This is a genomic window from Micromonospora yongxingensis, assembly GCF_052601155.1.
In genome coordinates, this window is record NZ_JBQXEO010000005.1 from 86,933 (window position 1) to 109,322 (window position 22,390).

At 70.4% G+C, this 22,390-nt stretch carries 17 protein-coding genes; 8 read left to right on the forward strand and 9 right to left on the reverse strand.

Annotation, left to right across the window (positions count from 1 at the left end; all coding sequences use genetic code 11):
- The first annotated feature begins 71 nt into the window (after positions 1 to 71).
- Positions 72 to 965: an SGNH/GDSL hydrolase family protein gene (locus ACTWLT_RS09100; RefSeq protein ID WP_445317906.1), complete on the forward strand. Its 894-nt coding sequence runs from the start codon at positions 72 to 74 to the stop codon at positions 963 to 965.
- A gap of 67 nt (positions 966 to 1,032) precedes the next feature.
- Here the strand turns inward: ACTWLT_RS09100 and ACTWLT_RS09105 are convergent, their stop codons facing one another.
- Positions 1,033 to 2,160, reverse strand: a complete 1,128-nt coding sequence (locus tag ACTWLT_RS09105; RefSeq protein ID WP_445317907.1) for a glycoside hydrolase family 183 protein — start codon at positions 2,158 to 2,160, stop codon at positions 1,033 to 1,035.
- A gap of 303 nt (positions 2,161 to 2,463) precedes the next feature.
- Positions 2,464 to 3,120, reverse strand: coding sequence for a class I SAM-dependent methyltransferase (locus tag ACTWLT_RS09110; RefSeq protein WP_445317908.1), 657 nt, complete (start codon positions 3,118 to 3,120; stop codon positions 2,464 to 2,466).
- Between the two features lie 120 nt (positions 3,121 to 3,240).
- Between ACTWLT_RS09110 and ACTWLT_RS09115 the strand changes: the two genes are divergently transcribed.
- Positions 3,241 to 3,861, forward strand: a complete 621-nt coding sequence (locus ACTWLT_RS09115) for a helix-turn-helix domain-containing protein (RefSeq protein WP_445317909.1) — start codon at positions 3,241 to 3,243, stop codon at positions 3,859 to 3,861.
- 21 nt (positions 3,862 to 3,882) lie between these two features.
- Here ACTWLT_RS09115 and ACTWLT_RS09120 read toward each other — a convergent pair whose 3' ends face one another.
- The 3 genes from ACTWLT_RS09120 to ACTWLT_RS09130 form a co-directional block, all read right to left on the reverse strand.
- The gene (locus ACTWLT_RS09120) at positions 3,883 to 4,332 is read right to left on the reverse strand and encodes an iron chaperone (protein ID WP_252418094.1); all 450 of its coding nucleotides are present in this window, start codon (positions 4,330 to 4,332) and stop codon (positions 3,883 to 3,885) included.
- A gap of 108 nt (positions 4,333 to 4,440) precedes the next feature.
- Positions 4,441 to 5,586 carry an RNA polymerase sigma factor gene (locus ACTWLT_RS09125; protein ID WP_445318042.1) on the reverse strand — a complete coding sequence of 382 codons (1,146 nt, stop codon included), beginning with the start codon at positions 5,584 to 5,586 and terminating at the stop codon, positions 4,441 to 4,443.
- Between the two features lie 8 nt (positions 5,587 to 5,594).
- Positions 5,595 to 6,002 (reverse strand): YciI family protein, encoded by a 408-nt coding sequence (locus ACTWLT_RS09130; protein WP_445317910.1) that lies wholly within the window; start codon positions 6,000 to 6,002, stop codon positions 5,595 to 5,597.
- 214 nt (positions 6,003 to 6,216) lie between these two features.
- On the opposite strand from ACTWLT_RS09130, the gene ACTWLT_RS09135 reads away from it, so the two are divergent.
- Positions 6,217 to 6,930 (forward strand): hypothetical protein, encoded by a 714-nt coding sequence (locus ACTWLT_RS09135; protein WP_252418092.1) that lies wholly within the window; start codon positions 6,217 to 6,219, stop codon positions 6,928 to 6,930.
- A 64-nt stretch (positions 6,931 to 6,994) separates the two neighbouring features.
- On the opposite strand, the gene ACTWLT_RS09140 is transcribed toward ACTWLT_RS09135, so the two are convergent.
- The 3 genes from ACTWLT_RS09140 to ACTWLT_RS09150 form a co-directional block, all read right to left on the reverse strand.
- Positions 6,995 to 9,556, reverse strand: coding sequence for a M14 family metallopeptidase (locus ACTWLT_RS09140; protein WP_445317911.1), 2,562 nt, complete (start codon positions 9,554 to 9,556; stop codon positions 6,995 to 6,997).
- Between the two features lie 293 nt (positions 9,557 to 9,849).
- Positions 9,850 to 11,490: an amidase gene (locus tag ACTWLT_RS09145; RefSeq protein WP_445317912.1), complete on the reverse strand. Its 1,641-nt coding sequence runs from the start codon at positions 11,488 to 11,490 to the stop codon at positions 9,850 to 9,852.
- Positions 11,487 to 11,789: a hypothetical protein gene (locus ACTWLT_RS09150; RefSeq protein ID WP_445317913.1), complete on the reverse strand. Its 303-nt coding sequence runs from the start codon at positions 11,787 to 11,789 to the stop codon at positions 11,487 to 11,489. Before ACTWLT_RS09150 ends, ACTWLT_RS09145 begins: the two co-directional genes overlap by 4 nt.
- Before the next feature lie 173 nt (positions 11,790 to 11,962).
- Here ACTWLT_RS09150 and ACTWLT_RS09155 point away from each other — a divergent pair, with 173 nt between their 5' ends.
- The 5 genes from ACTWLT_RS09155 (at position 11,963) to ACTWLT_RS09175 (ending at position 19,244) form a co-directional block, all read left to right on the forward strand.
- Entirely contained in the window at positions 11,963 to 12,529 is a 567-nt protein-coding gene (locus ACTWLT_RS09155; RefSeq protein WP_445317914.1) for a QsdR family transcriptional regulator, read from the forward strand.
- 103 nt (positions 12,530 to 12,632) lie between these two features.
- Positions 12,633 to 14,027 carry an alpha/beta hydrolase domain-containing protein gene (locus ACTWLT_RS09160; protein ID WP_445317915.1) on the forward strand — a complete coding sequence of 465 codons (1,395 nt, stop codon included), beginning with the start codon at positions 12,633 to 12,635 and terminating at the stop codon, positions 14,025 to 14,027.
- Between the two features lie 165 nt (positions 14,028 to 14,192).
- Complete coding sequence (locus tag ACTWLT_RS09165) at positions 14,193 to 14,669, forward strand: hypothetical protein (RefSeq protein ID WP_445317916.1); 477 nt, start codon at positions 14,193 to 14,195, stop codon at positions 14,667 to 14,669.
- A gap of 34 nt (positions 14,670 to 14,703) precedes the next feature.
- Positions 14,704 to 16,521 carry a glycoside hydrolase family 15 protein gene (locus tag ACTWLT_RS09170; protein ID WP_445317917.1) on the forward strand — a complete coding sequence of 606 codons (1,818 nt, stop codon included), beginning with the start codon at positions 14,704 to 14,706 and terminating at the stop codon, positions 16,519 to 16,521.
- 251 nt (positions 16,522 to 16,772) lie between these two features.
- Positions 16,773 to 19,244, forward strand: coding sequence for a M14 family metallopeptidase (locus ACTWLT_RS09175; protein ID WP_445317918.1), 2,472 nt, complete (start codon positions 16,773 to 16,775; stop codon positions 19,242 to 19,244).
- Positions 19,245 to 19,325: 81 nt separating this feature from the next.
- On the opposite strand, the gene ACTWLT_RS09180 is transcribed toward ACTWLT_RS09175, so the two are convergent.
- Positions 19,326 to 22,286, reverse strand: coding sequence for a 3-keto-alpha-glucoside-1,2-lyase-like domain-containing protein (locus ACTWLT_RS09180; RefSeq protein WP_445317919.1), 2,961 nt, complete (start codon positions 22,284 to 22,286; stop codon positions 19,326 to 19,328).
- Between the last annotated feature and the right edge of the window lie 104 nt (positions 22,287 to 22,390).

Consider the following 22,390-nt stretch of genomic DNA (forward strand, 5'->3'; position numbering starts at 1 on the left):
TATCTATATTGACCCTCGCCGTCGCTGTCGACAGAATCTCGGCACCACCCTGATCCCCACTGGGAGGCGCCATGACCCGTCCCCGCCTGCCGATCCTGCGCGCAGCCACCCGGCTGGCGGCACTCGCCGCGGCCACCGCCGGCGTGCTGCTCGCCCTCACCACACCCGCGAACGCCGCCGTGCCGGCCGGACGCTACGTCGCACTGGGCGACTCGTACACGGCCGGTCCGCTGATCCCCACCCAGGTCGACCTCAACTGCCTACGCTCCAACCGCAACTACCCCTCCCTGGTCGCCGCGTCCGCCGGCTCGTCGCCGTTCGTCGACGTGAGCTGCTCAGGGGCCACCACCGACGACATCCTCTACGGCGGTAGCGGCCAGTTGGGTATCGAGGTGCCACCGCAGCTCAACGCCGTCACATCCAACACGGCGCTGGTGACGGTGCAGATCGGCGGCAACGACATCGGCTTCTCCGGCATCATCGGCGACTGCGCGGAGGCGAGTCTGAGCAGCCCGCTGGGATCACCGTGCAAGGACCGGTACACCGCCGGAGGCACCGACCAGTTGCAGGCCAGGATCGCCGCCGCCGCGCCGAAGGTGACCGCCGTGCTCCAGGCGGTCCGCCGAGCCGCGCCGGGCGCGCGGGTCGCGGTGCTCGGATATCCGGCGATCCTGCCGGACACCGGGTACGGCTGCTGGCCGGTGGTCCCGATCGCCTACCAGGACGTGCCGTACCTGCGGGGCATCGAGAAGTCGCTCAACGCCACGCTGGCCCGCGTCGCCGCCGCGAACGGCGCCACGTACGCCGACGTCTACACCCCGTCGATCGGCCGCGACGCGTGCAAGAGCAGCGGCACCCGGTGGGTCGAGGGGCTGGTGCCACAGAACTCGGCCGCCCCGTTCCATCCGAACGCACGGGGCGAGCAGGGCATGGCCACCGCCCTGCTGGCCACTCTGAACAGCTGACCGCCACCGGTTGGGCCGGTCCCGTCGCGTCGCGGCGGGCCGGCTCAACCGTCCGGCCGCACTCCTGTCACACCGAGCCGACGAACTGGCTGACGTGGTAGGCGGTGCTGCGGCCGTCCGGCGTACGGGTCCACTTCGACACCATCAGGTGCAGATCGTTGGCGTCCCGGCTCGACCAGGGATGGATGAACCCGCCGTAGAGAGCCGGCTCCTGCCAGCTCGTGACCTGGATCTTCTCCGCCGTCCACGCCCGGTCCGGCCCGGAGGCGGTCCGGGTGACCACGCACCCGTTCTGACAGTTCAGGTACGACATCACCCAGATGCCGTCGCTCAGGCGACGTACCGACGGCTCACCGAAACGACCGGTGAGGATGGGCGTGCAGGGCCTCCCCCAGCCCCAGTTCGTGCCGTTCCAGCCCCACCCCTCGTACGACTCGGGGTAGAACAGCCGGTCCCACCGGACGCGACGCAGCATCATCGGACCGTCCTGGCGTCCCGAGCGGACCGAGAAGACGTAGACGTGGTCGCCGTCGCGCTGCATGGTCCACATCTGGAACGGGTCCCTGTTGTCCGGGCTGTTCCACCACTTCAGCGGCGTACGGACGAAGTCGTTGCCGTTGTCGGAGTAGGCCAGGCCGGCGTAGCGGGACCTCCACTGCGGCCCGGCCGGGCCCGCGGAGTTCCAGTTCTCGATGCTCATGTAGGAGATGAGCTGCCGACCGGTCTCGGGGAAGCTTATGCCGTCGTTGGGAATGACGGTCACCTCAGGAAGCCCGTCGATGCCGATGCCGTGGTGGCCGTTGTGCATCAGTTCGGGCGCACGTCCGTTGCCGGCGACCCGCGCCGCGCTGTCGAAGACCACGCCGCCCGGCGCGCCCGGGTGGACGGCGGAGCGCAACATGACCGGGGACCGCCAGTCGTTGGGCAGGGGCGGGCCCTCCGGCCACGGCGTGTTGAAGGTGTCACCGAAGAGGTAGCCGATCGACCCGTTCTCCAGCACGTAGGGAATGCCCAGATCGGTGCCGGCCACCCGCCACCGACTGTTGGTGTCGAGGTCCGCGCCGGTCAACCGCTTCTTCCAGACCGCCGCCTGGGCCGGACCGGCCGTGGTCAGGCCACCTCCGACGACACCGACCGCGCCGGCTGCACCTATCGCGGCGGCACGGCCGAGAAGCGAACGACGACGGATGCCCATGGCTCCCCCTTCCTGACTGCGGCGAGTAAACCCGCGACCATCATCTATGTCAATGCCTGCCTGCATCAGACAGCGCGGTGAAGGAAATCTTCACAACGCATTGACATCGATCAAGGCCCTTGTGGCAGTCTCAGCACTCGAATCGGCGCGTCAGAGGCAGTTGCGCCCCTCCGGCATCGTCCCGACTGGAGCCACGCCATGATCCGGCCTCTCGACCGGCACCGCCTTCGGCGGCGGCGTGAAGTGGCACGACTTCTTCGGCCTGCCCCACCGAGACCACCCTCTGACGACCGGCGGGCACCATCACAGCGACCTGCGATGCGCTCTGACGACCAGGTCGCGAATGACCACTCGCGTTGAATCATGCTCGGTGTGGCGGATCCGGGGCTCGGCCACCTCGACATCCCACACGTCCGGGCTCAGGGATCCGGTGGCGGCGTCGAGACTGATCGAGGCGTCGTCGGGGGCGTGCGCCGCCGAGTGCTCGTCGGCCTGATCGTGGCCGACGATGAGGAGCGTTCCGTCGGGGCCGACGGCCTCGGCCAGGCGGGCCACGAACTCCGTGAAGGGCACCGTGGGGTGGACGTACTGGCTCACCACCAGGTCGTAGCGCGTCGGCGGTTGCCAGGTTGTCAGGTCGGCCACGACCCAGGAGATGCGCGAGGCGATCTCCTGGTCGTGGTGCGCGGCGGAGCCCTCGGCGGCGCTGACGGCGGTCGGCGAGACGTCGACCGCCGTCACCTGCCAGCCCTGCCGGGCGAGCCAGAGCGCGTCGGCCCCACCGCCGCAACCCGCGTCGAGCGCCGACCCGGCGGGAAGGCCGGTCACCTCGGCCACCAGTTGCGGGCTCGGGGACTGGTGTTTCACCGGGTGTTCCCGGTAGTGGTCCTCCCACCACTGCGGGTCGAACGCGGCGTGCGCCGCGTGCGGCGATCCGGGATGGTCGTGAGGCTTGCTCATTGCCGGGCTCCTGCCGAAGGGGTACGAGAGACCGCCTGTCCCTCGTACCTCAACGGTATGCGCTCCTGCCGTTGCAGCAAGGCTCCTTGCCGTTTACGCAAGAAGCCGTAGCATGGAGCCGTGTCACACGTCGACCTGTCGGACATCGTCCGGCAACGCCTCCGCGGGCTACGGCAGGCCCACGGCTGGAGCCTCGACTCGCTCGCCGCCCGGTGCCACATCAGCCCGTCGACGCTGAGCCGGATCGAGACCGGCAACCGCCGCATCGACCTCGACCAGCTCGTCGTACTCGCCCGGGAACTGGGCACCACGATCGATCATCTCGTGGAGCCCGTCGACGACGCCGACGTGATCATCCGGCCGGTCCAGCACCAGGAAGCCGGCCTGGTCACCTGGGTGCTGTCGCGCGACGCCGCGCAGCACGGTGGCCGCCTGGTGGCCAAGATGCGGATCACACCCGAACGGCGTTCCGGCCCCGGGCACCTGGCCGTTCACCCCGGACGGGAATGGTTCACCGTGCTCAGCGGCACCGCGCTGCTGCACCTCGGCGACCGGCGGATCACGGTCGGCGCCGGCGAGGCGGCCGAGTTCTCCACGATGACCCCGCACTCCATCGGGGCGCTGGACGGCCCGGTGGAGATCCTCACCATGTTCGACCAGGACGGTGAACGGGCGCACACCGAATCGTCCGAGCAGGGGCCCACGCCTCCACCGGGCGCAGGACGCAGCGCTCGGAGCTGAGGGTGGTCGTGCGGGCAACGGTCAGGCGACGGCGGCCTTCACCAGCTCGATGACCCTCTTCTCCACCGCGGCGCTCCACGTCCGCAGCGCGTACGCCACCGGCCACAGGTCACCGTCGTCGAGGTTGGCCGTGTCCTGGAAGCCCAGCGTCGAGTACCGGTAGTTGAACTTGCCGGAGTCCTGGAAGAAGACCACGATCTTGTCGTCCGCGTTCGCGTAGGCCGGCATCCCGTACCAGGTCTTGGGCGACAGCTCCGGGGCGGCAGCGGTCACCGCCACGTGTACGCGTTCGGCGAGCGCCCGGTCTTCCGGCGCCATCTGCGCGATCCGGTCGAGGACCGCCTGCAACCCGTCGGCCTTCTTGGCGCCCTTCCTGCCCTCGGCGCGCAGCTCGGCGGCGCGCTCCTTCATCGCGGCACGCTCTTCCGGGCTGAAGCCGTCGGACACGGTGGTGGAGGTGTTCGCGGACATTCTCAGGCTTCCTCTCACTGTTCAGGCCCGGCGTGACGCCGGCTACCTGGGAAAGGCTAGGCGCGACCGCACCCCCCGAGCTTCTTGATTCCTGATCGGATCGGCCCGTCAACGACCCCGCCGTGCGTTGAGTCGGGCGGCCTGGCGGGTGAGGTGGTCGCGCTCGGCGAGGTTGGGTGCCCGTCGCGCCGCCTCGGCGTACAGCCGTGCCGCCGTCGCCAGGTCACCGTCGCGCTCGTGGAGGTACGCCGCGACCGCCGTGTGGCGGGGCAGTGCGTCGTCCAGCGCCGCGAGCGCCGCCAGGCCGGCACGGGGTCCGTCGGCCTCACCGACGGCCACCGCGCGGTTGAGCCGGACGACCGGACTGTCGGTCAGGCGCACGAGTTCGTCGTACCACTCGACGATCTGCACCCAGTCGGTCTCCTCGGCGGCGGGCGCGTCGGCGTGGAGCGCCGCGATGGCGGCCTGGGCCTGGAACTCGCCCAGCCGGTCGCGGGCGAGGGCCGCCTGCAGGATCTGGACGCCCTCGGCGATCGACGTGGTGTCCCAGCGACCGCGGTCCTGCTCGGCGAGCGGCACCAGGCTGCCGTCGGGCGCGTTCCGGGTGGCCCGCCGGGCGTGGTGGAGCAGCATCAGCGCCAGCAGCCCCGCCACCTCGGGGTGGTCGATCGCGGCCGAGAGCTGCCGGGTGAGCCGGATGGCCTCGGCGGCGAGGTCGACGTCGCCGGAGTAGCCCTCGTTGAAGACCAGGTAGAGGACGCGCAGCACGGTGGCGACGTCGCCGGGCTGGTCGAAGCGCACGCCGGAGACCGTGCGCTTGGCCCGGCTGATGCGCTGCGCCATGGTCGCCTCGGGCACCAGGTATGCCTGGGCGATCTGGCGGGTGGTCAGCCCGCCGACGGCGCGCAACGTGAGCGCGACCGCGGACGACGGCGTCAGGGAGGGGTGGGCGCACAGGAAGTAGAGCTGGAGCGTGTCGTCCACCGCAGGCGTGGGGCCGGGGGCCGGCTCCTCGTCGACGAGGTCCTCACGCCGGCGGCGGGCGGCGTCCGCCCGGGTCGCGTCGAGGAACCGGCGCCAGGCCACGGTGACCAGCCAGCCCTTCGGGTCCCGCGGCGGATCGGTCGGCCAGACACGGACCGCCTCGACCAGCGCGTCCTGCACGGCGTCCTCGCCCGCCGCGAAGTCAGCTCCGCGGCGGACGAGGATCCCGAGCACGCTCGGCGTGAGGCTCCTGAGCAGGGCCTCGTTCATTGCCGAGGTCACTCCGTGATGGTGGGCGGCTCGGTCAGGAAGGGGCGCAGCTCCAGCCACTCGTGAATCGGCTTCCCGCCCGCTCCGGGGGCGGCCGACAGCTCCCCGGCCAGCTCGACGGCGCGCTCGTAGCTGTCCACGTCGATCACCATCCAGCCGGCGATGAGATCCTTCGTCTCGGCGAACGGGCCGTCGGTGACCGGCGGGCGGCCCTCCCCGTCGTACCGGACCCACGTCCCCTCCGGCGAGAGCGCCTGGCCGTCGACGAACTCGCCGGTGGTCTCGAGACGGGCCGCGAAGTCGTTCATGTACTGAATGTGCGCCGTGATCTCCTCCGGCGCCCACTTGTCCATGGGCACGTCGTTGACCGCGGCCGGAGCGCCGCGGTAGTGCTTCAGCAGCAGGTACTTGGCCATCGTGGTTCTCCTCGGTACTGGTGCGCCCCATCTTGGTCGCCTTCACCACGGGGACGGAGCCGGCCCCCGGTTCTCGACATCGGCGTCCTGACTTTTTTCGACCCGCTCGGAGCAGAGGGCGCACAGACCGCCCAGGCACCCCGTCACCATCCCAGGAAGGTCCGACGCACTAGCATTGCCGCGGTCCGGGACGGCTGTGCTGAAACGAGGCGAAATGCGTTGGCTTCGACGGTTGCTGGGCGGCGGGCGGGTCCAGCTCGATGCGGGGCGGCAGGAGGCGCTGCTACGCGACGTTCAGCACCGGTACGGCGCCCGCGCGCAGATCCGGTTCTCTGAGCAGGTCGAGGCGGTCAGCGGAATGCTGGACAGCGACGACGGCCTGGTGGTGGCGGCCCGGATCGTGAGCCAGGTCGCCGACGAGGCCCACGCGGATCTCCTGGCCCAGGCCCACGAGATCCACCGACGGACGGGCCGGCGCCTCCTGGTGCACCGCCGGAACTACCGGCCGCTGTGGATGGAGGCCGGCTCGGCGCTGCGGTGGCCACTGTTCGCGTTGCCGAGCGGCTTCCACCCGTACGCGCAGGTGGCCGCCGCCGTCGCGGTGGTCGGCAGCCGGGCACCCCGGCTCGACCGGGTGACCGACCCGAAGCCGCTCGTGACCCGCATGTTCGAGGTACTCGACCTCACCACCGCCGGCTGGGAGTACGGCCGGGTACGGGTGGACACCGACGCCGCCGCCCTGGCCGATCGACTGATCTCAAGCGCCGCGCAGGTCCTCGCAGCGATGGACGACCCGCCTCGGCTGCCACCTGCGGTGCGGGAGCTGATGCGCCGCAACAACGTCCTCGACGTGCACGACCCGACGGGCCCTCGTGCGGTGGGTGGGATCAATCTGGGCGCGACGATGCGGGAGCGCCTCCTGGCCTGAGGACACCGCGGTGCGCCGGTGGCCGGGCGCATGAGCGCGCCCGGCCACCGCGACCCAGGTCAGGTCAGCGCTGACCCCCCAGGTACATCGCGTTGAACAGCAGCCGGTACGTCCCGTGCGACTGAGCCCGGTGCTGCGGCTTGAAGCCGATCATCACGACCTGCCCGTCGCCCACCTTCGCGGTCACCACGGCCGCCTTGCCGCCGATGACGTCCTGGCCGAGGAGGAAGCCACTCTTCAGCAGGTTGGTCTTCGGCCAGGTGGCTGCCACCGTGACACCCTGCGCACCGTCCTCGACCTCGAACGCCGGCCCGTCGGCGACGAACGCCGACGCGGTCGGTCCGAACCCGGCGGCGACCGGGTCACCGGCGTCGACGGTGAGGTTCAGCACCGAGCCCGGAACGTTGTAGCTGGTGTCCGGCACCCCCTCGGTGACGTCCTTGACCGGCACGCCGAACGCCTTGATGGGCAGCTCAGCGGCCTTGTTGAGGGTGACCACGGTGCCGCCCGCCTCGACGAACGCCTTCAGGTTGGCCACGCCCGTGTCGGTCATCCCGCCGGTGTACTCCGGCGGCAGCGAGCCCGCCGCGCGGCCGTTGCGCATCGAGTTGTACGTGGCGTCGGGCAGCACGATCGTGTCGAACTTCGCCCGCAGGTCGCCGGCCCGGACCGACGCGTTCGTCAGCTTCTGGTAGCCGAAGCCGAACTGGTCCAGGATCAGGCGGGTCCAGCCCTCGTCGTAGTTGTTGAACCCGTCGTACAGCCCGATCCGAGGTGCGACGAGTTCCCGCACCGTCGCCGGCTGCGCGTCGACCGCGGCGACGCTGAGGCCGTACCGGGTGGCGAGCGCCGTCACCCGCGCCTCGGTGCCCGGACGGGGGGTCACCAGGAACGTGCCAGCCGGCAGTTTGCCGCTGCGGGTGGTCACCTCGGCGCCGCTGAGCAGGACCTTCTCCCCCGCCGTCAGCAGCGAGTTCACGGCCGCGGAGCTGTCGTTGACCCGCGGGTCGAGGGCGTACGCGTACTTCGGTGCGCCGGCCACCACACCCGCCGGCACCCTCGGCGAGTCGACCCGGACGGTGCTGGCGCGCACCGCCTGACCGAGCTTGTCGACGGTGACGCCCATCTGGAACGACAGGGTGTAGCCGGTGATGTCGTACGGCGGCTCCAGCGGGCCACCCGGGTAGAGCCTCCGGTCCGGATAGACCTGCGGGTTCAGCAGGTCCAGCACGGCCGCCCGGTACGGCTGGGCCTCCCGCACCAGGTAGCTCCCGGCGGGGTAGGTGCGCTTGCCGACGGTGAAGGAGCTGACCGCCCGCTCGACCTGGATGTTGTTCCAGCGCAGCTTGTCCACCAGCTTGGTGGCGGTCGGGAAGTCCGCCTGGTCGGCGGGGATCACGTAGGTCGTCCCGGCGCCGTTGCGGGCACCGTCCCGGGCCATCTGCGCCGAGCCGTAGAGCAGGCCCTCGCGGTCGTCGCTGGCCACCCGGAGCATCGCCCACGAGGCCGTCTTGATGTAGTCGCAACTCTGCGACAGGTGCCACTCGCCACCCTTCCAGGGGCTGGGGTAGAAGACCGACGGCTCGCTCGTCGAGGTGCCGTCCGCGAAGGTCTTCGGGAAGGTGGCGGGGTCGTACACCCGCGGGCTCGCCGAGGCGTGCGCCGTCTCGGTCAGGATGCCGATCTGGTTGTGGTAGTACGGCGCGGTCCGCGCGCCGCCGTTCCACCAGATGTCGTACTGCTGGCGGGCCAGCGCGCCGACCTTGCCCTCGCGATCCAGCCGCTGCCCCATCGCGTCGCCGACGAGGTTGACGCCCCGGACCACCTGGGGGTTGATGTTCGGGTTCAGCGGATCCTCGTACGGCGGAATGCTGATCCGGGCGGGAAAGACGGCGGTCTGGTGCACGTTGTGCATGACCTGCGGAATCCACTCGTGGAACAGTTGACGCCCGACGTTCTGCGTCTCCTGCAGATTGAACATGTACCAGTCACGGTTGTTGTCGTGGCCGGCGTACTTCTGGTACAGCTCGGGATAGCTCGCATCCTGGTAGGGCCCACCCAGGTTCTTCCGGTACCACTCGGCGACCTTCGTGCCGCCGTCCGGGTTCACGTTCGGCACCAGCAGGGTGATGACGTTGTCCCGGATGGCGCGCGCCTCGGGCGTCTCGCTGGTCACCAGGTCGAACGCGAACTGTGGGGCGGTCTGGTGCCCGGCCACCTCGGTGGAGTGGATGCCGAAGTCGACCCAGGCGATGGCCTTGCCGTTCTTCGCCAGGGCACGCGCCTCAGACTCGGGAAGCGAGTCGCCCTGGGAGAGTCGTACCGAGGTTTCCCGGTAGCGCCTGAGATTCGCGTCCTTGAGGTTCTTCTCGGAGGAGACGATCGCCATCAGCTGCGGCCGTCCCTCGCTGGTCCTGCCGATCTCGACGAGCCTCATCCGGTCGCTGGCCCTGTCGATCGCCCGGTAGTAGTCGGCGATCTGCTCGTACGTGGCGAGCTTGTAGTCGGCACACGGCGCCCAGCCGATCACCGACTCCGGCTTCGGTACGCGGTTCGAGGCGGTAGCGGTGGTCGCCGACGTCAACACCGGCGCACCGACCAGAGTCAACGCGCACGCGACCGACACCGTTGTCCGAGACAGTCTTCGTTTCACCTGATACCCCTTCACGGTACGTACACGACGGAAAAGGGTCCGGCAGGGGCGGCCGCGCCAACTCGGATAACTCGATTCAACAGGTTTCGATGGACGTTCGGAACGCTCACGGCGGCAGTTGAGGAAATCTTGATACTCGCCACTGTCAGAGCAGATGCCGTTGTTCTGCCGAGGCACGACACATTCCACCGGGGACGTACGTCGAAAGTCCCCGGCTCTTCGCACGGCCACGAAGGGCGGGCACCGACCTGCCCGCCCTTCGCACGTCACTGGCTGAGCTCGGCGACCTCCTCGGCCGTCAGGCGGAGGTCTTCGGCAGGAGCCGCACCCCGTGCGCCAGCGGCGGCGGGCGGGTCGGCCGGCCGACGCAGATGCCAGTCCGTCACCGCCTGGTAGGCGGCCACCACCGACAACAGCCGGTCCTCGGCGTACGGGAGGCCACCCAGGATGGTGCCGATCGGCAGCCCCGCCGTGGTGGACCCGATCGGGAAGGCGATCTCCGGCAGGCCCACGATGTCGAAGGGCACCGGGTCGGTCTGCACCACGACGTCGCAGCCGTCGAAGAGATCGTTGAGAACCCGATCCATCAACAGCAGCTTGGCCCGCTGACCGGTGATGAACTCGTTGCCACCCATCAGCGCACCCTGCAGCCAACTGGTCACCGACACCCCGAAGCCGCGCAGGTCCGTGCGCAGGTACGGCATGAACGGCTCGGCCCGCTCGGGCAGCCGGACATTGTTGAAGGTGCTGCCGGTCAGCTGGCTCCACTCGGCCGGCAGCGGCACGTCCACCAGGGTGACGCCGGGGATCGCGGCGAGCTCCGCCAGGTATGCCGCACGGGCAACTGCGGTGGGCGAGGTGCCGTTGGCGAAGCCCGGCAGGACCCCGATCCGGGTCTTCCACCGCAGTTTGACGCGACGCCCCTGGTAGACGGGGCTGGCTGCGTCGATCAGGTTCGGCACGTCGGGCAGGCCCTGGCTGCGCGGGTCCATGGGGTCCTCGCCCGCCATCGCGGTCAGCATGATCGCGGCGTCCTTGGCGTCGCGCGCCAACGGGCCGGGATGGTCGCGGGTGTAGGTGAGCGGAATGATGCCGGCCGCCGAGACCCGACCCATGGTCGGCTTGAGGCCGGTGAGGTTCTGCGCGTTGGAGGGGGAGGTGATCGAGCCACCGGTCTGCGTGCCGATGCCGGAGGTGGCCATCCGGCCGGCGACCGCGGTGGCGGTGCCGGTGGACGACCCGCCGGGGTCGGTGCCGCGGTCGGTCGGCGCCCAGGCGTTGACGGTGGTGATCACGCCGGCCGGTGTGGTGGCACGGGTGGTCGCCAGCGGGCCCATCTGGGTCTTGCCGAGCACGATCGCGCCGCTGGCCTTCAACCGGGTCACCGCGGTCGCGTCGTACGGAGGCACGAAGTCCTTGAACAGGAACGAGTTCGCGGTGGTGTGGACCCCCTCCGTGTAGTAGTTGTCCTTGACGGCCAGCGGGATGCCGTGCAGCGCGCCGCGTCGGGGCCTGCGTCCGGCGTCCTTCGCGGCCGCGATGGCCGTGTCGGCGAGTACCCGGTTGAACGCCTGGTAGATGCCGTCGTGCCGGGAGATTCGGGCCAGGTACGCCTCGACCAGTTGCGCGGGGGTGAGCTTGCCGGCGCGGATGAGCCAGGCCGCCTCGGCGATCGTGAGCTCGGTCGGCTCGGCGAGCGCCTCCGGCCGCGGCTCGGTGTAGGCGTTCGGCTGGTCCAGCGGCCGTCCGCCCGCTCGGGTTCTGGTGGTGGTGGACAGGCCGTTGCCCGCCAGCGCGACCGAGGGCAGTCCGACGTTGACGCCCACGGCGGAGACGGTGGCCAGCGCCGCGGCGCGAGCCAGGAACGCGCGCCGGTCGACCGTACGGTCAAAGGGTTCGCACGTCATGCCTTCCGCCATTCCGTGCCGTTGGAGGGGTAGAGGACGGGCACGTGCTGCTGTGACAGCGCCTTCGCGGCATCGGGGTCGGTGCCGTCGGGAGCCGGCAACTGGTACGCGGCGAGCGTCGCCACGGTGCCCCGCATGAAGGAGCGCAGCGAGGCGAGCACGGAGTCCTGGCCGGGCGAGCCGGTCTCCGGGTCGGGGCTCGTTCCCGGCGGGAGTTGGTCGAGGTCGATGCCGAGTGCGGCCAGCCGGGCACGGATCAGAACGTTCAGCTCAGCATCCGTGGGCGGAGTAGGTGCCATGATGCTCCCAGGTTGTGCGAATGGGGGGTGTCGCCGATCCCTGTCGAAGTGACCTTGACCGTAGGCGGGTACCAGGTCGCGGCAGCGGGGCGCGGGTACAAGTTGAGCAATATTTGAGTTTGCCGATGACGAGGCAGACGGTCACGTCGTTCCGGCGGCGCTATCGTCGAGGGATGCCGGTGCCGTCGCGGCGGGTCATCAGCGCGGAGCGTGTCGTCCAGGGCGGATGTCTGTTCTTTCTCCGCAACGCCACCGTCGACATGGACGCGCTCGCCGGCACCCTCACGGTCAGCCGGGCCACGCTCTACCGGGTGGTGCACAGCCGCGACCGGCTGCTCGGTGACGTGCTCTGGCGCCTCGCGGAGCGGCTGCTCACCCAGGCCCGTGCCGAGACCACCACCACCGGCGTCGACGGGGTGCTCGAGACCACCCGCCGGTTCGCCGTCGCGGTCCGCCAGGCCCGGCCCTTCCGGGCCTTCCTGCGCGCCGAGCCGGCGACGGCCGCGCGGGTGCTGTTCACACCGGCCGGCGGCGTACACGCCCGGGTCGTCGATGCGCAGAGGGGCATCCTCGTCGCCGCGACTGCCGACCCCGCCTGGTCACCGGCTGACCTCGACGGCGCCGCCTTCCTGTACGTGCGGATCGTCGAGTCCATGTTGTACGCGGAGCTGATCCACGGGCGGCGGGCCGACCCGGCGACCGCGGAACGTGCCGCCCGGGCGGTGCTCGAAGCGTGCTGAGCAGCGGCTGCGACAGCCGTCTCAGCTCTCCCCCGCCCGCTTCCGAGCACATCGAAGAGCGTTTATGGTACGGCCAGGAAGTCGTCGTGAAGGAGCCTTCGCCATGACACGTCCACGGCGTACCGCCACCCTCGCCGCCACCCTCGCCGCCGCCCTGGTCGGCACGCTGCTCGCCTCGGCACCGGCGCGCGCTGCGGCGCCCGGTGAGCGGGAGCCGATCGCCCGCGCCTCGGTTCGCGGTCCGATCCCGGGCACCGTGCCGGGCGACCCGCGCGCGGAGCGGCTGGCCGACACCTACCCCTTCTTCTCGACGCCGTCCGACCTGGCCGCCAAGGGCTACGTCGAGGAGGAGTTCTATCTCTCCGGCGTGGCGGACGGCTGGGACACCGCCGGCAACCGCGTCGCCGCCGACGTGGCGTACCAGACCCGGCTGGTCGTGCGCCGGCCGGTCGACCCGCGCCGGTTCAGTGGCGTCGCGCTGGTGGAGTGGCAGAACGTCACGGCGGGGTACGACCTGGACGCGCTCTGGAACGCCGAGGCCACCATCCGCGCCGGCGACGCCTGGATCGGTGTCTCCGCCCAGCGCGTCGGAGTCGACCAGCTACGCGGCTGGAGCCCGACCCGGTACGGCGGACTCGACGTCACCGGCGGGGGACGGTACGTCGCCGACGAACTCTCGTACGACATCTTCGCCCAGGCCGGCAGGGCCGTCGCCGACCCGCAGGGTGTCTCGCCGCTGGGCCGGCTGCGCGCCCGCACCGTGCTCGCCATCGGCGCCTCGCAGTCGGCCGGCCGGATGACTGTCTACTACGACCGGGTCCTTCCCCAGGTACAGCCGGTGTTCGAGGGGTACGGCTTCGTCGTGGGCTCCGCGCCCACCCGGGTCGGCGACGAGCCGGTGTTCCAGGTGCTGTCCGAGACCGACGTCCGCACGCCCGTCCGCCCCGCCGACACCGACCGGTTCCGCCGGTGGGAGGTGGCCGGCGCGGCACACAGCGGCCAGAACGGCCAGGTCTACCGGGCGCCGATCCAGGAGCGCGACCTGGGCGCCGCCCCGACCTACACCTGCGCGCGGCCGCCCTTCAGCCGGGTGCCGATGCACCACGTGACCGCCGCCGCGTACGCCCACCTGGTGCGTTGGGTGGAGCGGGGCACCCCACCGCCGACCGCGCCGCGGCTGGTGATCAACCCGGATGGCACCAAGGCCCGGGACGCCCACGGCCTGGCCCGCGGCGGAATCCGGCTGTCGCAGGTGGTCGTGCCGACCGCACTGAACACCGGCGACAACAGCGGTGAGTCGTTCTGCCTGCTGTTCGGCACCTACCAGCCCTTCGACGAGGGCACCCTGGACCAGCTCTACCGCACACACGCCGGCTACGTCGCCCGCGTGGTGACCGCCGACGTCCGCAACATCACCGCCGGCTACCTCCAGCCGGCCGACGCCGCCGCGAACCTCCGCGAAGCACTCCACGCCGACGTGGGACGCCACGGCGCCTGACCAACCAGGGCGGGCCACGTCGTCCGTCTCCCGGGCCGTTCTGGTACCGGTCGTAATCGCGGGAGCTGGCCGCATCCCACGGCCCGGTGGCCTATGGTGAAAAACCGGCGTTGCCACTGTTGTTCTTGCCGAGGACGGACCAATGACCAAGGGAACATCGCGGAGATGGACTGGGCCGGATGGGCGTTGTTCGGGTTGGTCGCCACTGCGGCGCTCACCGCAGTTCTGATCACCGCTCAACTGGCCGGCCTCACTCGCCTCGACTTTCCCCTGGTGCTCGGGACCCTCGTCACCGAGGATCCCGACCGGGCCCGGATCGTCGGCTTCTTCATCCACCTCTGCGCCGGTCAGGGCTTCGCCCTCGGCTACGCGGCCACGTTCGCCCTGCTGGACCGCGCCACCTGGTGGATCGGGGCACTGCTCGGGACCGTTCACGTCGGGATCGCACTGACGGTGCTCCTACCGCTGCTGCCGGGGGTCCACCCGCGCATGGCCTCCCAGCGGGCGGGCCCGGCGAGCACGGCCGTACTGGAGCCGCCCGGTCTGTTCGCCGTCAACTACGGCATCCAGACCCCCGTGGTCGTGGTTGTCGTCCATGTCATCTACGGGGTGGTCCTCGGGCTGCTCCTTCGGTCCCATTGACTCGCGTCCCAGTGCCTGTCAGGAAACGATCGCCATGACCGGTGGGCCCGACTCCGCGTCTGCCCGGCCCCCAGCGCCGATCGGCGACTACGGGCTGCTGGGTGACACCCGCACCGCTGCCCTTGTTTCCGCTGACGGCGGGATCGACTGGCTCTGCGTGCCACGCTTCGACGGCGAACCCCTGTTCGGCCGGCTGGTCGGGGGTCCGGACGCGGGAACCTTTCGGGTCGGTCCCGCCCGACCGGCCACGGTCGTCGAACGGCGCTACCGGCAGGACAGCGCCACCCTGGAGACGACATGGACGGTCGGTAGCAGCCGGCTCACCCTCACCGAGGCCATGGTGGCCGAGGTCAGCGGCCGACTGCTGCCCACGACACTGATCGTGCGACGCCTGTCGGCCGAGGGCACAGCTGCCGACGCCGTCGTCGAGTTCGATCCCCGCCTCGGCGTGGGGCACCGCCGGCCCCGGGTCCACCGCCGGCACTCGACCCTGGTGTGTCAGTGGGGGGCACTCGCGGTGTCTCTGAACAGCACGCCTGATGTCACCGTCGAACCAGGGCGGCCCGCCCAGATCAGCGTCAGGCCGGGCCGACCGGTCACCCTCGTGCTGGCCGTCGCCTACCGCGAACCGCTGATCCGCGTCGATCCAGCATGGGCCTGGGATCTGCTCAACGAGGACGAGGAACGTTGGCGGGTCTGGACCGCCGACATCGACGGGTCACTGCCCTTCCGGGACCACGTCGTACGAAGCCTGCTGACCCTGCGGCTGCTGACCTACTCGCCGTCGCGCGCCCCGGTGGCCGCGCCCACGACGTCGCTGCCCGAAGATCCCGGCGGGGTACGGAACTGGGACTACCGCTACGTCTGGCCGCGTGACGCCAGCATCGGCGTCAGTGCGTTCCTCAGCGTCGGCAAACCCGACGAGGCCCGCGGCTTCCTGGCCTGGCTGCTGCACGCCAGTCGGCTGCAACGGCCACGCCTGCCGGCGCTGCTCACCCTGCACGGCCGCCACGTACCGGCAGAACGGGAGCTGCCCGGCTGGCCCGGCTATCTCGGCAGCGTCCCGGTGCGGATCGGCAACGCTGCCGCCGGCCAACACCAGCTCGACGGCTACGGCTGGCTGGTCGACGCCGCCTGGGCGTTCGTGCAGGCGGGGCAGCCCCTCTACTCCGAGACGTGGCGGGCGGTGCGCGGCTTCGCCGACGTGGTCACGCGTTGCTGGCGGGAACCCGACGCCGGCATCTGGGAGGTCCGCCAACCGGCGCAGCACGTACATTCGAAACTCATGGCCTGGCTCGCTCTGGACCGGGCCCTGCGCATCGCCGACACGCACCCCCTGTCACGTCGGCGACGTCGACGCTGGCTGGAAGCACGAGATGCCATCGCCGCCGAGGTCCGGACGTCCGGCTTCGACTCGACGACGTCCAGCTACGTCCGCACCTACGGCTCGGCGGACCTGGACGCGGCCCTGCTCGTCCTGCCGCTGCTGGACATGGACAGCGTGGAGTCGCCCCGGGTGCACGGCACCATCGACGCCGTTCGGGACCGGCTCTCCGCCGGAGGTCCGCTGCTCTACCGCTATCCGCCGGGTCGGGACGGCCTCCCGGGGACCGAGGGCGCGTTCCTGCCCTGCTCGTTCTGGCTGGTCCAAGCGCTCGCCCGCACCGGTCGCCGCGCCGAGGCGGTCGAGATGTTCCAGATCATGTTGGGTTACGCCAGCCCACTCGGCCTCTACGCCGAAGAGCTGGACCCCGCGACCGGCGCACAGTTCGGCAACTACCCCCAGACGTTGACCCACGCCGCGCTCGTCCAGGCCGCACTCGCCATCCGGGACGCCCCCGTCGGCGAGTGACGCCGTAGCGCGGCCCGGTCGGACGGTGCCTCAAGGAATGCTCAAATTCGATCGACGCGAACCACTGACGCCGCAGACGCACATACGCTCACCGGACCCGGCCCGCTCACGCCCTTTCGTTCCTTCTCGCGACGGCAGCCGTCGTCGTACCCGGGCTCACCGCGCGTTCGGCAGGGCTGTCCTCAGTGGGGGCGACGCGCACGGGAGCCTGTCACCACCCCAATCATCCGTCGTGAGTAGAAGGAGGGGGAATGCGGCGCATACAACGACGCATCGCGCTTCTCGCGCTGCCCGCCCTGGTGGGTAGCATCCTCGTGGCGACCGGGCCCGCGGGCGCGGATCCCACGGAATCGGCGGCCACCGCCGGCCGATCCCAGGTCGAGGATCGAGAGTCGGTACGCCTCGTACACATCAAGCTGACCGGTGCCGACATGCTGGACAAGGTGGTCGCCGCCGGCTTCGACCTCGAGCACGGCCTCAAGCGCGTGCCGACCGGCATCGAAGGTGAGGCGGTGGTCACCGCCGAGCAGGTCGCCGAGCTCAGGGCGATGGGTGTCGACGTGCTCGGCGATGACGAGGGCTTCGCCTGGAGTGACCAGGCCGACGGCGGCATCGGCGTCGCCGCCCGGACGGTCCAGCCGTTGAGCCACGAGGCGACGGTGCGGATCGCCCGCGCCGACTGGTTCACCACCAAGGGCCAGGGCTTCCTCTACGTCGAGGCGCGGACCACCGAGGGGCAGCAGGCGGACCCGGTCGTCGGGATGCAGCTCGAGAACGACTCGGGCAAGGGTACGCCGTTCGGCTTCGCCCGGACGATGAGCCGGTTCGTCGACTCCGGGCAGTACATGTTCCACCGGAACCTGTTCAAGCTCGACGCACGACCCAACAAGATCCAGGTGACGAGCTCCACCGGCGGCGTCGCCACCGGCGTCGTCTCCAACTGGCTCGAGGACGCCCCGCCGCCGCTGACGGCGAACCCGTCCTACAAGTCGGACTTCGTGGACGGCTACAAGCACCCGCAGCAGCTCTACAGCCGAGCCAAGGAGATCGCCCGCCAGTACCCGGACATCGCCGAGATCGTCTACCTGCCGAACCAGACCAACGGCTACCAGCGCAAGGCGCAGGCCACGATCGGCGGTACGGGGCAGGCGGCGGTCGTCGTGAGCTCGGCGGCGTGGGGCCACGAGGGTGGCAACGACGTCACGGTCGAGTTCGTGGAACGGCCGGGGGCGAACCTCCCGCTCGCGGTGGAGGTCGCGGGCACGGCGGTCCGCGTCCTGCTCGCGAAGGACGCCTCCGGTGGGCCGGCGAGTACGGCTACCGAGGTGGCGGAGGCACTGCGGACCCGGTCCCAGGGCCTCATCGGCCGGGCGCACCTGTACCGGATCAACACCGGCAGCGGCGTGGTCGCGCCGACGGCCGGCGCGGTCGCGCTGACCGACTTCCTCGACCAGAAGCGCGCCGGCGCACCGGAGGGCGAGGTGCCGCGCGGCCCGGTCACGATCCCGGTCCTGCGGATCGGCAAGCACCGCGACGGCAAGAAGCCGGGCGTGCTCATCCAGGCGCAGGACCACGCCCGCGAGTGGGTGCCGGCGACGACCAGCCTGGAGTCGGCCGAGCGTCTGGTGCACAACTACCGGTCCGACCGGGAGACGAAGAAGATCGTCGACAACACCGACGTCTTCTTCATCCTCTCCAACAACCCCGACGGGGCGAACTACAGCTTCTACAACTTCGCCTCGCAGCGTAAGAACATGACGAACCACTGCCCGGACGCGACCGCCGATCCGGCGCAGCGGAACTCCTGGGGTGTCGACCTGAACCGGAACTACCGGGTGGGGTCGGGCCACGACGGCTACGCGGGAGGGTCGACCAACTGCGTCAGCGGCACCTACCAGGGGCCGGAGGAGCTGTCCGAGCCCGAGTCGAAGAACATCATCTGGCTGGTCGAGAAGTACCCGAACATCAAGTTCATGATGTCGGTGCACTCCAACGGCGGTCAGTTGTTCTGGCAGCCCGGCGCCTACATCGCGGACGGGCGGATCACCACGCCGCGCCCGCCGCTGGGTGACGAGGCGTTCTACTGGCAGTCCGCCGCCAGGATCCTGTCGCAGGTCAAGGCGCACCGGGAAACCGTCGTCACGCCGGAGAACGTCGGCGGCTCGTCCGACGTCCTCTACTCCTCCGCGGGCAACGTGCGCGAGGACCTGTACCACACCTACGGGATCTACGCCTTCGGCTGGGAGGTCGGCGGCTCCGTCTACAACCCGGCCACGGGCGACTGGCAGGGCGGTTCGTTCCAGCCAGAATGGGCGGGAAATCCGGAGCTCGTCAGCGGCCACGCCGAGACGATGGAGTACGCCAACGGGATCATGGAGATGTTCCGGGTCGCGGCGGACTGGGGCAGGGACAAGAAGGACCCGACGTCCCGGCTCATCCCCGGCGGCGGGAGGTACCGCGGGCCCGTCGACGTGCGCTTCGAGACGAACGAGCCGGCCACCATCTACTACACGACGGACGGCAGCCGGCCCACACTCGAGTCGCCACGCTATGCGGCGACCGAGTTCCGTGAGCCGGGGCAGGTGTTCCACGTGACCGAGACCACGACGTTCCGCTGGTTCTCCGTCGACAGCGCCGGCAACATCGAGAAGAACTACGACCCGACGAAGAACGACCGGCGCAACAACTACCGCACGGCGACCATCACGATCGTCGAGAAGTAGCCCCTCCACTGACCATCGCCTCGTCAGTGCGGTCGGACCGCACTGACGAGGCGATGATCGTGTAAGCCCCGACCTGGGCGACTACTGGTTCAGCGGCTCGATCCAGATGTTGCGGTACTGGACCGGATTGCCGTGGTCCTGCAGTCGAATGGCACCCGTCGCCGGGCCCTCGGGCCGGCTGCCGCCGGTCGGGCCGAGGATCTCGACGTCGTCGTGCACCGTGACGCCGTTCCACACCACGGTGACGCGGGGGTTCTCGACCTTGTTCCCGGACGCGTCGTAGCGGGCCTGCCGGTAGGCGATGTCGTACGTCTGCCAGGTCTGCGGTGGCAACGCCGCGTTCACGTCCGGGGCCTTCTGGGTGTAGATGGCCGCGGCGTCGTTGGTCTGCGGCGGGTCGATGCCGAAGGAGTCCAGCACCTGGATCTCGTAGCGGTCCTGCAGGTACACCCCACTGTTGGCGCGCGCCTGGCCGGTCACGTCCGTCGGGTACAACGGCAGGTTGAACTCCACGTGCAGCCGGAAGTCGCCGAAGGCCTGGACCGTGCGCAGGTCCCCGCCGCGCACCGTCATGGCGCCGTCGGCGACCGCCCACTCCGGCTCGCGCCCGTCGCTGTGCTGCCACTCGGTGAGCCCGTCACCGTTGAACAGCGTGATCCGCTTGCCGTGCGGCCGGACGGCGAGCACGTCCAGGTTCACGTGCCCGGAGTCCGCGGCCTCCTTGCGGTACTCGACGACATTGCGACCCTTGTTCAATCTCGCCGTGGTGGTGACGGTGCCCCATTCCTTCCAGGTCACCGTGGAGGGGAAGACGGTCTGCTCGACCCGTTCACCGTTGACGTACAGGCTCAGCTGCTTCTCGCCCGAGTAGGGATTCGGGCCGTTGCCGTAGCGCATCGCCAGGTCGTACGTCCCGGCCTCGCGGACGTCGACGGAGATCCTGGTCGACGCGCCGTCCTGAGCGAATCCGGCGGCGAATCCGGCCCCCGAGTACGCGGCGTGGTCGGTGGCCATCCCGACGCCGGCCGTGCGGCCCTCCTCGGCCTCGAAGAAGGTCTGCGGCTGCACCACGCGTCCCGGGATCTCGTTGAGCGTGTACCAGGCCTCAGTGTTCCACAGCTCCTCGCCGCCGGCCGACGTGAACGGGCGCGGGGAGCGCACGTGCACCACGCGGTTCTCCTTCAGCCCAGGGATCCTGAGCTTCACGGTACGGCCGTCCGCTGACAGTTCGGCCTTGGCCACGTCGAGAGTCTCCAGGTCGAGCTTGGGACCGCCGTACTGGCTCGTCGCACCGTAGCGCCACTGCGTCACCTGGTACGCGTCGGCGAGCTTCTCGGCGGTCCCGGCCGACAGGGGCATGGTGTACTCCAGCTCGAACCCGACATGCGACGCACGCATCCGCTTGACCTCGAACGCCGAGGTGCCGTTGGGCGTGAGCTTCTGCAGGCCGTAGCTGAGCTTGCCCTCCTGGCCCCAGTTGCCGCCGGCGCCGAGACCGCCCACGTAGAGCGCGCCGTCGGGGCCGAGGGCGACCTCGTTGATACCGGCCTCCAGGCCCTGCGTGTGCCGGAACACGGCACCCTGGTACTGCCCCTCGATCTTCTCCAGGAAGACGCGCTGGAGGCCACCGTAGGTCACGTCACCGACCACCAGTTGCCCCGCGTACGGCCCCTGCCTCAGCAGCACTGGAGTGGAGGGCGAGTTGCCGATCTCGTTCTGCGGAAGCCAGACGATGGGACGCGTGACCGGCTTGTCGTCGAACGGACCAGCGGGCGTCGTGTAGTGGTTGTAGAACGCCCCCTGCTGGATCTGGACCAGCTTGGACGCGGGCAGCCAACCGCCCTGGTTGTCGGTGACGAGGACCTCGCCGCCCGGGCCCCACCCGATCCCGTTGGGGGTGCGCAGGCCTCCGGCGACGTAGGTGATCTCGCCGGTCCTGGCGTTCACCTTGATCGAGGTTCCGCGGTTCGGCGCGGGCTGGGGCACGGTGGTGGCCCCGCCCAGGTCGATCGCCACGGAGAGGTTGAGGTGGAAGTACCCGTCCCGGTAGAGCAGACCGAACGCGAACTCGTGGAAGTTCTGGCCCCACGGCCAGGTCGCCACCGTCCGGCGGTCGTCCGCGTCGCCGTCGCCGTCGGTGTCGCGCAGTGCGGTCAGCTCGTGCTTCTGGCTGACGTAGACGGTGCCGTCGACCACGGCCACACCCTGCGGCTCACGCAGGCCTTCGGCGAACTTGCGGTAGGTCACCCGGTCGGGTGAGGTCTGGCCGGTGGCGCCCTCGACCACGTAGACCTCGCCGGTCGCGTTGTCGGTGCCGCCCCAGGTGGTGATCACCAGGTCGCCGTCGGGCCTGAAGGCCATACCGGTGACCTGCGGTTGGAACCCCTCGGGACGCAGATCGGTGAGGGCGTACCCGGGATGCACCCGGTCGAGCGGCAGGCCGTCGCCGGCAGAGTCGGTTGCTCCCTCGCAGTACTTCCAGCCCGGGGCGGTGACGCGTACGACGCCGGCATCGGTGCTCAGCGCGGAGGGCGGCACGAGTTCGAAGCTGTCGGCGCCCGGCGGCCGCCACTCGAGCCGCAGCACCTGGCCGCCGCCGTTGTCGAAGAACTCGACGAACAACGGGTGCAGGCCGGCGGTCAGGGTGACCGACCCTTCCTTGGCGGTCTCACCGTGCAGGCCGTCATGGTCGACGACGAGGTGGTCGCCGATCGTGAGCCGGGACCCGTCGTCGCTGACGAGGCGGAACGTGTGGTCGCCGTCGGTGGGCACGGCGAGGTTGGCGGTGACGTGGGTGATGAACCGGTCGGACAGGCCGAACTCGTCCGTGGTGGTCCAGTTGACCTGCGGCATCAGCTTGTCGACGTTCGGCGTCTGTGCCGGCTTTAGGGTGCACAACGCCGACAGTGGGGCGCCCATGTCGTACGAACGCAGGGTGACGCCGGGTTCCTGCGGCGGGACGTCGGCGGTGACGGGTGCGGCCCCGGCTGGACTGACGAGGACCGTGGCGAGCAGGGTCGCCAGAGCGGCACCTGCGGCCACGAACCCGACGCGATGGCGTCGGCGCCATCGATTCGGTGCGGTCATGGTTCCTCCCGATGGGTGCGGGTCCTGGCCGAGGTGGGAGACGCGGACTCCCCTCTGGA